The sequence below is a fragment of the Prolixibacter sp. NT017 genome (assembly GCF_009617875.1).
Taxonomy (GTDB): Bacteria; Bacteroidota; Bacteroidia; order Bacteroidales; family Prolixibacteraceae; genus Prolixibacter.
Window position 1 is genome coordinate 4,366,567 of the sequence record NZ_BLAV01000001.1, and the last position, 10,888, is coordinate 4,377,454.

The 10,888-nt window shown below is 45.7% G+C and carries 10 protein-coding genes; 5 read left to right on the forward strand and 5 right to left on the reverse strand.

All coding sequences use genetic code 11. The annotated features are described in order from the left end of the window. Positions 1-39 precede the first annotated feature (39 nt). Positions 40-1,011, reverse strand: coding sequence for an NAD(P)-dependent oxidoreductase (locus GJU87_RS18175; protein ID WP_153640774.1), 972 nt, complete (start codon positions 1,009-1,011; stop codon positions 40-42). 501 nt (positions 1,012-1,512) lie between these two features. Then, complete coding sequence (locus GJU87_RS18180) at positions 1,513-3,198, reverse strand: S41 family peptidase (RefSeq protein WP_153640775.1); 1,686 nt, start codon at positions 3,196-3,198, stop codon at positions 1,513-1,515. A gap of 456 nt (positions 3,199-3,654) precedes the next feature. Here GJU87_RS18180 and rsgA point away from each other — a divergent pair, with 456 nt between their 5' ends. The 3 genes from rsgA (at position 3,655) to GJU87_RS18195 (ending at position 6,905) form a co-directional block, all read left to right on the forward strand. Then, positions 3,655-4,605: a ribosome small subunit-dependent GTPase A gene (rsgA, locus tag GJU87_RS18185; protein ID WP_153640776.1), complete on the forward strand. Its 951-nt coding sequence runs from the start codon at positions 3,655-3,657 to the stop codon at positions 4,603-4,605. 301 nt (positions 4,606-4,906) lie between these two features. After that, positions 4,907-5,809 carry a prephenate dehydrogenase gene (locus GJU87_RS18190; RefSeq protein ID WP_153640777.1) on the forward strand — a complete coding sequence of 301 codons (903 nt, stop codon included), beginning with the start codon at positions 4,907-4,909 and terminating at the stop codon, positions 5,807-5,809. A gap of 4 nt (positions 5,810-5,813) precedes the next feature. Continuing rightward, entirely contained in the window at positions 5,814-6,905 is a 1,092-nt protein-coding gene (locus tag GJU87_RS18195) for a chorismate mutase (protein ID WP_153640778.1), read from the forward strand. 62 nt (positions 6,906-6,967) lie between these two features. Here GJU87_RS18195 and rnpA read toward each other — a convergent pair whose 3' ends face one another. The 3 genes from rnpA to GJU87_RS18210 all read right to left on the reverse strand — a co-directional run bounded on the left by rnpA (position 6,968) and on the right by GJU87_RS18210 (position 9,327). Beyond that, positions 6,968-7,375, reverse strand: coding sequence for a ribonuclease P protein component (rnpA, locus tag GJU87_RS18200; RefSeq protein WP_153640779.1), 408 nt, complete (start codon positions 7,373-7,375; stop codon positions 6,968-6,970). A gap of 72 nt (positions 7,376-7,447) precedes the next feature. Next, complete coding sequence (locus GJU87_RS18205; RefSeq protein WP_153640780.1) at positions 7,448-8,197, reverse strand: uroporphyrinogen-III synthase; 750 nt, start codon at positions 8,195-8,197, stop codon at positions 7,448-7,450. Positions 8,198-8,238: 41 nt separating this feature from the next. Further along, on the reverse strand, positions 8,239-9,327 hold the full coding sequence (locus tag GJU87_RS18210; RefSeq protein WP_153640781.1) for a DUF4271 domain-containing protein: 1,089 nt from the start codon (positions 9,325-9,327) through the stop codon (positions 8,239-8,241). Positions 9,328-9,443: 116 nt separating this feature from the next. Between GJU87_RS18210 and GJU87_RS18215 the strand changes: the two genes are divergently transcribed. Both GJU87_RS18215 and ybaK read left to right on the forward strand, forming a co-directional pair. After that, the gene (locus GJU87_RS18215) at positions 9,444-10,403 is read left to right on the forward strand and encodes a tRNA-dihydrouridine synthase (RefSeq protein WP_153640782.1); all 960 of its coding nucleotides are present in this window, start codon (positions 9,444-9,446) and stop codon (positions 10,401-10,403) included. 12 nt (positions 10,404-10,415) lie between these two features. Continuing rightward, positions 10,416-10,886 carry a Cys-tRNA(Pro) deacylase gene (ybaK, locus tag GJU87_RS18220; protein WP_153640783.1) on the forward strand — a complete coding sequence of 157 codons (471 nt, stop codon included), beginning with the start codon at positions 10,416-10,418 and terminating at the stop codon, positions 10,884-10,886. Positions 10,887-10,888 lie beyond the last annotated feature (2 nt).

Sequence of the window (10,888 nt, forward strand, 5' to 3'; positions counted from 1 at the left end):
CTGATCTTCGTTTATCTGACGATTTTCAGCGGGATATTTTTATGCGAAAATTTCCGGATTGACAATCGAGATATCTTTTCTTCCGGAAAAGAAGCCGATAATGTTTTGTGAAGCTTCGCGAGCTGTTTCAATCCGTGTTTCGATGGTTCCGGTTGCGTTGTGCGGTGTGAGAACCACATTCTCCATCTCAAAAAGCTCCTGCGTGATTTTGGGCTCTTCTTCAAACACGTCCAGGCCGACTCCGGCAATCTTTCCGTTTTGAAGGTATTTAACCAGCATTTTTTCGTCGATCACCGGTCCTCTCGCGGTATTGACCACAAAAACGCCATCCTTCATTTTTTGCATCTCATTTTCGCCTAAAAGATGATGCGTTTCCTCTGTCAACGGTGTGTTCACCGAAATCACATCCGAACGCTCCAGTAATTCGTCCATCGATACATAAGTAGCATTGAGTGGCTCTTCCAGCGACTCATCAAGGCGATTGCGGTTGTTGTAGATGATCTTCATTCCCGAAGCAAGAGCCCGGCGGGCCAAAGCCCTTCCAATTCGCCCCATACCAATGATTCCAAGTGTTTTTCCGGTTAAACCGAAACCCAGATTGCGCATCATTCCCCACTGAAAATCGGGATTCGTGCGCAAATGACGGTCAGTCTCAGCGATGCGGCGCATAACAGTAAGCATCAATCCCAGAGCCATTTCAGCTGTTGGTTCGGTTACTGCATTGGGCGTATTACAAACCGCGATTCCGCGGCGGGTAGCCTCCGCCACATCGATGTTGTTGTACCCAACCCCGAAATTGGCGATGATTTTCAACTTCGGTGCGCGAGCTATCAGTTCGGCATTTATTGGACGAATGAAAACCGACAAAACAGCATCGCAATCCACGATTTTCTTTTCAATGTCAGCAGGAGAAAATTCTTCCTTTTCAGGATAAATGACGTCAAATTTATCGTTCAATTCACGGATACCTTCCTTCGGAATCCGGTAGGTAATTAAAATCTTAGGTTTCATATTCGATTAATTGAAAAGTTGTTTTCTGCAAAAAAATTCAATGGTTACCCTTCCCAAAATTCTGGAACCCATTTTCCGTTTTGGAGAACCTTTTCCAAAACGCTGGAATTCATTCTCCGTTTTGGAGAACCCTTTCCAAAACGCTGGAACTCATTTTCCGTTTTGAAGAACCCTTTCCAAAACGCTGGAACTCATTTTCCGTTTTGAAGAACCCTTTTCCAAAACGCTGGAACTCATTCTCCGTTTTGAAGAACCCTTTTCCAAAACGCCAGAACTCATTCTCCGTTTTGAAGAACCCTTTCCAAAACGCTGGAACTCATTTTCCGTTTTGGAGAACCCTTTCCAAAACGCTGGAACTCATTTTCCGTTTTGGAGAACCCTTCCCGGAAACGCTGGAACTCATTTTGGGTTTTGGAGAACCCTTTCTAAAAAGCTGAAATCCATTTTTGCAAAGAAAAAATGCCCGGCAAGCGGGCATTTCCTATTCTTAAAATTAACGAATTATTTCATTGCACTAATCACATTATCCGGAGCGAGTAATTCTTTGTATTTCGCCGGATTATGTAACAGTTTCACTGCTGCTTCGATATCCTTGTCATCTCTCATGGATGTCTGAATAGCGCCGCTCTGGTAGTAATAACGCGATACAATCTCGTCGCGCAGTAAATCTTTGATATCGCTGCTGAAACGGGTCAAATCCTGATCGATATTATGCGACAGATCGGCATGTAACGTTTTGAAAGCGTCTGCAGCTCCGTCGTAATATTTCTCCTTCTTTGCTGTTTCAATCAGATCCTGCAACGCCTGTTCACTTTTCGATTCGTACGTAAAGTGATGTTCCTTGACGTAGTTTTTGAACTGATTGTAAATATCACCGGTGATGGTAAATTCGTCAGCAGGAGCAATTTTGGAATGCGTATTGGCAAAATGCGTGGCAAAATCGAAGACCATAAACTTCTGTACCAACTGCACGACCATATTGCTCAATTGATCCTGATCGATTTTCACGTCAGGTGAAATACCTCCGCCGTCGAAAACGGTACGTCCGTGCTTGGTGCTGAATTTCGAAATTAATGAATCCGGAATCGTTCCCACACTTCCGTCAGGATTTCGGTGTGAGTAATCAAGTGCCTGAATACAGCGACCACTGGGAATGTAGTACTTAGCGGTGGTTACTTTCAGTTTTGAATTATAACTCAAATCGCGGGTCGTTTGTACCAAACCTTTTCCAAAAGTCCGGGTCCCCATCACTACTGCACGGTCCAAATCCTGCATCGAACCGGTCACAATTTCGGAGGCCGAAGCGGAACCTCGGTTCACCAGGATAACCAATGGCATAATGGTGTCGACCGGTTCTTCGGTCGCCCGGTAGGTTTTGTCCCATTGCGCTACCTTTCCCCGCGTACTGACAATTTCCTGTCCCTGGTTCACAAACAGATTGGCAATCTTCACTGCTTCAACCAGCAAACCACCAGGGTTTCCGCGCAAGTCGAAGACCAGCTTTTTAGCGTGTTTGTTGTTACGCAGATCAAGCAGCGCATTTTTCACGTCATCACCGCAGTTTGCAGTGAAGCTGGTAAGACGAATGTAACCGATGCTGTCATCCAGCATTCCGTAATAAGGAACCGGATTGATTTGTATATTCTGACGAACAATGCTCACTTCATACGGCTTCTTCTCGCCGGGACGTTGCATTGTCAAACGAATCGGCTTGTTAGCCGGGCCCTTCAGCAATTCCGAAACATCGGATACTTTCATGTCGGCTGTCTTTTTTCCGTCTACTTCGACGAAAATATCACCAGCTTTCAAGCCAGCTTTCTGCGCCGGAAATCCTTTGTATGGTTCGGCAACCACAATTTGATCGCCATGTTTGCTGATAAGCGCACCAATACCCGCATACTCGCCGGTCGTCATGAAATTGAAGTCTTCCATTTCTGATTCCGGAATGTAGACGGTATAAGGATCAAGTGAGGAAAGCATGTCGTCAATACTCTCTTTGACCAGTTTCCCCGGGTCAATTGGATCCACGTAGAAGAGATTCAATTCCCTGAACAGCGTATAGTAGATATCCAGGTTTTTAGCAATCTGGAAGTTCTTCTGATCGCGGTTAAATCCCCAGAAGGAAAAGGCCAATACCAGTACCAGTAAGGACGCCAGGCCCGTTTTCAGAAATCGTCTTTTTTTCATGTGTTCTTTTTTTCTTTTCAAGGGTCAGATAGTCCCGGATAACTCCGGGTACGCCATACTTTCAGCAACCTTTCGTGAACGTTGGTTGCCTTTGGCCCGTCCCACTCGCAATATTTGTTTTTATTTTTAGTGCTTATATACGATATCCCATCCGTTTATTGGTCTGCAACGGAGCATTAGTGAAATTACCAATTTGCCCGTAAAAGTTCGAATGGATTATCAATCTGCAATTTACTCCTCATAAAAATTGGAATCAAGCAAAGGTAATAAAACCAAAATTACCAATCGCCAATTTTCCTGTTAAGAGATGTTATCAGGCTCTATCCCCTGTGCACAAAGGCTTAGCCTGAATGAAAAAGCCTCTGTTCTCCTGTCAACTTCCTGATAACGCTATTTTTCATTTACTTTGAAACGGTTTTAGACATCAACTTGTTTTATCCGATAAATTACACGAGTTTGGAAAAAGGACTGGTCATACGCTCAACAGGTAGTTGGTATTCCGTGAAAACGGAAAGCGGAGAGATAATCGATTGCCGGATTAAGGGCAAATTCCGCATGAAAGGAATTCGTACCACCAATCCGGTAGCCGTTGGAGACCGCGTAACTTATCGGGTCGAAGAAAACGAATCACATAACACAATTGGCGTGATTACCGAAATTGAGGAACGCCGTAATTACATTATCCGGAAATCCTCCAACCTGTCGAAAGAGAGCCAGATTATTGCTGCCAACATCGACCAGGCTTTTCTCATCATCACTATCAAGGATCCGGTTACCCTACCGGGATTTATCGATCGCTTCCTGGTTACGGCCGAAGCATACCGAATTCCGGCCAGCCTGGTGATTAACAAACTCGACATTTACAACGAGAAAGATTACCAGAAACTGGAAGAATACTTGTGGACTTACGAGGAAATCGGTTACAAGTGCTACCAGGTTTCGGCCGAAAAGAATTTCAATATCGATACGCTTCGCGATGACATGCGCGGCAAAATCAATGTTCTGTCCGGCCACTCCGGTGTCGGAAAATCGAGCATCATTAACCGGCTCGATCCGGAACTGGATTTGAAAACGGCACAAATTTCCGATTATCACCGCCAGGGAAAACATACGACGACTTTTTCCGAAATGTTTGAAATGCATGGCGGTGGTTACCTCATCGACACGCCCGGAATCCGCGGTTTTGGTGTGATCGATATGGAAAAAGAAGAAATCTCACACTTCTTTCCCGAGATTTTTAAATTGCTGAAAGATTGCCGATACCACAACTGTACACACATTCATGAACCCGGTTGTGCCGTGAAAGCCGCTCTCGAAGCCGGAGAAATCCCGGTGACACGCTACGAGTCGTATCTTTCGCTGGTGCTCGGGGAAGACACTAAGTACCGTCCCGACATCTGGAAATAAAACGTTGTTAAGTTACCTTAGTGTTAAAATCACCACAAATTTTCATTCCGAAAGGAAAATGCATTTGTTTTTTTAGATTTTTAAGTTTTACTTTGACACCAAGAGTAAAAACAAAGCGATGAATCAATTTCAGAACAATAGCTTTTATTACTGGTTTTATTATTTCGGCCTCAAAGCGGGGATCGACCGGTAAAGTATTGTCTGAAACGAAACGATATGAAACAGAAAGGTCCCCAAGATGATTGGGGACCTTTTTTTATGTCTAACTTATAGCAAATAACGAATTTAAGATATTACCACTATGAATGTAACGATTATCGGACTTGGATTAATTGGCGGCTCCATTGCCAAAGACCTGAAGCGAACCGGCTTTGCCACGGAAATTGTGGGTGTCGACAGCAATCCCGAACACGGGAAGAAGGCTGTTGAACTAGGAATTGCCGACCATTATGAGGAATTGGAAGCCGCCGTTAAACAAACCGACCTCGTGGTTATCGCCATTCCGGTGGATAAAATCAAAATCGTTCTTCCGAAAGTACTGGATTTGATTCCGGAAAACACAACCGTCACCGATGTGGGTTCAACCAAGCGTGAAATTGTCAGCCTTGTCGAAAAGCACCCGAAGCGAGGGAATTACGTGCCCTCTCACCCGATGTCGGGAACAGAAAACAGCGGGCCGGTTGCTGCAATCGAGAATTTGTTCGAAGAAAAAATCTGCATCATTTGCGACCAGGAAAAATCCCGACCGCAACATGTGGCGCTGATTGAAAAAATGTATCAATCCATCGGGATGTCAACCGCTTACATGAGCAGTGACGAACAGGATCACAATACTGCTTTTGTTTCGCATTTGCCACACGTTACTGCTTTTGCACTGGCTAACGCCGTATTGGCCAAAGAAGATAGGAGCATCATTTTCGACCTGGCTTCCGGTGGATTTCGTTCCACTGTTCGACTGGCCAAGAGTTCGCCGGAAATGTGGGGCCCTATTTTTCATCAAAACCGCGATTACATGGTGGAAGCCATCGGAGAGTACCAGAAGCACCTGGAAGCCTTTAAAAAGAGCATTCAAAACGAAGATGCCGGCGAAATGATGGAGCTCATCAAACACGCCAATGGCATCCGAAGCGTGCTCGACGGTGGAAATCAATCAATGACAAAAAAAGAAAAAACAATAATTCAATTATTTACTCCTAAAAATTGACTCAATGGTTGCTGAATTGGATATCATGCCCATAAGCCACTGGCTGCCTAACATCGACAATCCCTTGCTGGTTGCCGGTCCTTGCAGCCTCGAAACAGAAGAACAGGCACTGGCTACTGCCCGCGAACTGGCTAAAGACAAACGCGTATTTGTCTACCGCGGCGGCATCTGGAAACCCCGTACCCGTCCTGGCTCTTTTGAAGGCGTTGGTTCTATCGGGCTTGAGTGGATGAAACGGATCAAAGAAGAGACCGGTTTACCTGTTGGAACTGAAGTAGCGAATGCTCAGCATGTGGAAGAATGCCTGAAAGCCGGCATCGATGTGATGTGGATTGGCGCGCGTTCGACAGCTTCTCCCTTCACTGTGCAGGAAATTGCCGACGTGCTCAAGGGTACCGACCAGACTGTAATGGTAAAGAACCCGGTGAACCCGGATGTTCAACTCTGGGTAGGTGCGTTGGAACGCCTGAACCAGGCCGGAATTAAAAACCTGGTGGCTATTCACCGCGGTTTTACTCCCTTCCGGGAATCTAAATATCGAAACTACCCCGGTTGGAAAACGGTTATCGAACTGAAACGGTTGCTGCCCAATCTCCCGATTATCGGTGATCCGAGCCACATTGCCGGAAAGCGTGAATATTTGCTCGAGATCTCGCAAAAGGTATTTGACTTGGGACTGGATGGCCTGATGCTTGAATCCCACATTGATCCTTCCTGCGCGTTGAGTGACAAAGCACAACAGGTTACTCCCGCTGATCTGGGCAAAATACTGGATGAACTGGTCATTAAATATGCCAGCTCGGACGATCCGAACTTCGAAAATAAACTCGAAGAATTGCGCGGGCGTATTGACCAGATTGACCACGAAATGATGGAAATTCTTGCTTCACGGATGGAGTTGGTGAAACAAATCGGTGAGTATAAGAAGCAGAATAAAGTAACGGCACTTCAGATTAACCGGTGGGCTCAGATGATGGACGACCGCACCAATCTAGCCGGCAAATTACACCTCGACGAAACATTTATCAAGATTCTGTTCCAGCTGATTCACGAAGATTCGGTACGTCAGCAAACAGAATTGATTGAGAAGAAATAACCTATTCACCAGTCAGATAACACGGGCCCCAAAGCACCTTTCACGCTTTTGCCCGTGTTTTTTTATGCCTGCCTCCCCGGAGCTTCGTTTAACTCCTTTTTCAGGCGAAGGATTGCCTTTTTTACACTCCCTTCAATCTTCCGGTAGCTTAACGGCTCCTTCCCGACGTAAATGAACATCACAGCCAGTTGCTGCTCTGTGGTCTCCAGATATTCGTACAACTCATGCTTCCGCAAACGATAAGCTTCACGTATCCTACGCTTTAAAAGATTCCGCTTCACCGCACGTTTAAAATTCTTCTTGGGAACTGTAAATCCGGCCTGCACTGTAAAATCTCCCTCCCACACCTCCGGAGTAAAGTAGACTACCTTCAGCGGATAGCAAAGAAAAGACCGCCCGGATTCAAACAGCGTTCCGATAAGCTTCCGGCTGCAAAGCCGTTCTTCTTTATGAAAAGTATAACGTACCATACATTTTTTTCGGTACAAAAAAGGGGGAATAACCATCCCCCTTTCTCTCCGAAGCTATCTGAAAGCTTTGTCTTATTTCTTGTTATTAAAATCCTTCACGTATTTCTCCAATGCCATGGTCATGGAAGGCGCGTCAGGGACCGGAGCTTCGATATCCAGTCTCAAACCAGCCTCGCGAACAGCTTGGGCAGTGGATGGACCAAAGGTAGCAATCTTGGTATCATTCTGCTCAAAATCAGGAAAGTTCTGCAGCAATGACTTAATACCGGACGGACTGAAGAAAACGAGAATATCGTAATTCACATCTTTCAAATCCGAAAGGTCGCTACTGACCGTGCGATACATGATCGCCTTGGTGTACTTCAGCTTTGCTTTATCCAGTAATTCAGGGATTTCCGCCTTGTGGATATCGGAAAGCGGGATCATGTATTTTTCATCCTTATGTTTCTTAAGGATGTCAACCAAATCGGCAAATCTTCCATTGCCGTAAAAAATCTTTCTCTTCCGATAAACGATGTATTTCTGAAGGTAGAAGGCGGTCGCTTCCGAAATACAGAAATACTTCATGGAATCGGGAACGGTAATGCGCAGTTCCTGAGCAATACGGAAGAAATGGTCGATAGCGGTTCTACTGGTGAAGATAACCGCTGTGTGATCCAGAATCTGTATGCGCTCTTTTCTAAAATCTTTTGAAGATATCCCTTCAACCTGTATAAACGGACGAAAATCAATCTTCAAATGGTTTTTTTCAGCAAGATCTTTGTAGGGAGATCGAGCTGAAGTAGGTTCTGGTTGCGATACTAAAATGCTCTTGATCTTCAATTTTTCAAGATTTTTTGGGTGAAAAGCGTTTGCGTGTTGATTTATACCTGCCCGAAAATGAGCTTATAAACCAGAAGCAACGGAAAAATTTCAAGGATACAAAGGTACAAAATCAAATAGAATATAGAAATACCATTTCTCAGAGCAACCAATGCTCCCCTGATCAGTGATGCCGTATAGAGTACAACGGTAATCGATATTCCAGCTACAAACATAATTTTTGACCACTCGGGAGCCAAAGACGTCACAATTATGATGGGTAGCAGAAAAATTCCTAAAGCTTTGGTATATATTCCGTAGTTAAAAAACACTTCCGAAACCACTGGTCCCCGCATGAACAGAGCACCGCTCAAATGATATAAAATCATCTTTCCGATACCGTAGGCACCTAATAAAACAAAGTAGCCGATCAATAGCTTGTAGCCTCCCAGACCCAGCCAGGTAAAACTTCCGTCGTGATTGGAAATTTGATAAACGAAAACTGACGTTACCACCAGTGACATCACATCCAAACGGAAGGAACCGTGGGAAATTTTGTACCCGCGCTCACGGAAAAGCCGGCTGGCTGTAGAATAGTTAATCAAACTGGTAAACAAGTGATTGAGGTATTTACCAAAAACCAACCGAACCGATGCGAAAAGAATCAGCGCCACCAGTATAACACCCAGCAACCAATCCTGCCGGACAGAAGCGAATTCCTTTCCTTCCTTCCCTACCGGGATCATAGGTAATTCCGTAGTCAGGGTGTCCTGATGCAGCGTGTCCTGAACCGCAGTAAGCGAATCGACCTGAAGTGAGTCCTGGTGGACCATCAGCGTATCGCTTGCCTGGGCTTGTTGTGCCGCCTGAATGGAGTCTTGCTTCTGCTGTGCCTTGATTCTCGCCTGTCGCGCCGCCCGGGCTTTTCGCCTGGCAGCCTGTTCGGCCTGCGCTTTCGCGATTGAATCCCGGATGGCCATCTGCCGGAATATCCGGGCAGCAGAGGTATCGACAGTCGTCTGGCTCTGAACTTGAACTTTCAGAACCGGCTTGGCTGTATCCTGATGCGTCTCGGTTTGAATCGGCTGCACCAGCGAGTGCACTCGCAGAGAATCACTTTGCTGACTTTGTAATAAAGGGGAAATCACCATAAAATAAGGCACTTTTCAGGCTCTGCAAAGATATAAAATATTGGATAATGCAATGCAGGTCGACATTTTTCCATTCGTGTGACCAATGACCGGGAATCCTCTTTATTTTTGCAGGAATGAAAGCAGAAAAGAATCCCATTCCAATCTACCTCGCGCCGTTGCAGGAATATACTGATGCCGTTTACCGGAACGCGCATTTCCGCTTGTTCGGCGGAGTGGAAAAATATTTTGCGCCCTACCTCGTCCTTCAAAACGATGGTTCGGTGAAGAAATCAACCTGGCGGGATATTCTGCCGGAAAATAACCCGGATGTTTTGCCAATTCCACAAATTCTGGCCGGCACAATCGACGAATTTGTTTTGCTGGCCAATAAAATCAAGGAGTTGGGCTACCGCGAAATGAACTGGAATCTGGGCTGTCCTTACCCGATGGTAACGCGTCGTGGCCGGGGTGCCGGACTTCTGCCCCATCCGGAGAAAATCAGGGGAATACTGGAAAATGCTTCGGCAATCCCTGAGATTTCCCTTTCGGTGAAGTTGCGAGCCGGCCTGGAGTCAAAAGAAGAACTTTTCGCGATTTTACAAGTGCTCAACGATTTCCCGGTAACCGAAGTCATCCTGCATCCCCGCATTGCCAAAGATTTGTACAAAGGCGAAGCCGACCGGAAATTATTCGCGGAAGCCAAAGAAATTTGCCAGCGTCCGCTGATTTACAACGGTGATATATTAACCGCTAAAGATGCCATGGATTTTACCTCCCGGGAAAATATCTCCACGCTCATGATTGGCCGTGGAATTTTGCAGAATCCTTTTCTGGCTTCGGAAATAAACGATACTTCTGCTGTAGCGGAAAAAGAGAAAGTTAGGCTGCTCCGGGAATTTCATGCTGAAATTTATTCCGCTTACGCTGAGAAACTAAGCGGATTTAGCCACCAACATATCCGGATGATTAAATTTTGGAGCTATTTCAGCGAAAGCTTTCCGGAACCGCGAAAGGCTTTCAAGAAAGTGAAGAAAGCCACGTCCGAAGCCAAATATGATGAAGCAGTAAGCCAGGCTTTTCGTCAGTTTGAATAGTAAAAAGAGAAAATGATGAAGAAAACCAACGCTGCCCGTATCCTCGATCGACAGAAAATCAGCTACCAATTGGCTGAATATACGGTCGACGAAAATGATTTGAGTGCCGAACATCTGGCTGAAGTTTCCGGATTTCCGGTAGAAAAAGTCTACAAAACGCTGGTAGCACGCGGCGACCGGAATGGGATTTTTGTGTGCGTGATTCCAGGCGCGGGTTCCCTCGATTTGAAAAAAGCAGCCAAAGCCAGCGGAAACAAAAAGGTAGCGATGGTTTTGATGAAGGAACTGGAGCCGCTTACCGGTTACATACGCGGCGGTTGTTCTCCGTTAGGAATGAAAAAGAATTACCCGGTTTTCATCGACGAACCAGCATTCGAACTGGAGGAGATTTTCATCAGCGCCGGGCAACGTGGTTTGCAACTTCGTCTCGCTCCGGCTGATTTGCAAAAAGCAACCGGAGCGCAAGTGGTATCGCTCACCTGACG

Bases quoted from the DNA above. Each gene is read 5' to 3' on its own strand.
- ybaK (WP_153640783.1), top strand. From the start codon at position 10,416: ATGATGAAGAAAACCAACGCTGCCCGTATCCTCGATCGACAGAAAATC.
- GJU87_RS18210 (WP_153640781.1), bottom strand. From the start codon at position 9,327: ATGGTGATTTCCCCTTTATTACAAAGTCAGCAAAGTGATTCTCTGCGA.
- GJU87_RS18190 (WP_153640777.1), top strand. From the start codon at position 4,907: ATGAATGTAACGATTATCGGACTTGGATTAATTGGCGGCTCCATTGCC.
- GJU87_RS18215 (WP_153640782.1), top strand. From the start codon at position 9,444: ATGAAAGCAGAAAAGAATCCCATTCCAATCTACCTCGCGCCGTTGCAG.
- GJU87_RS18175 (WP_153640774.1), bottom strand. From the start codon at position 1,011: ATGAAACCTAAGATTTTAATTACCTACCGGATTCCGAAGGAAGGTATC.
- GJU87_RS18195 (WP_153640778.1), top strand. From the start codon at position 5,814: ATGGTTGCTGAATTGGATATCATGCCCATAAGCCACTGGCTGCCTAAC.
- rnpA (WP_153640779.1), bottom strand. From the start codon at position 7,375: ATGGTACGTTATACTTTTCATAAAGAAGAACGGCTTTGCAGCCGGAAG.
- GJU87_RS18180 (WP_153640775.1), bottom strand. From the start codon at position 3,198: ATGAAAAAAAGACGATTTCTGAAAACGGGCCTGGCGTCCTTACTGGTA.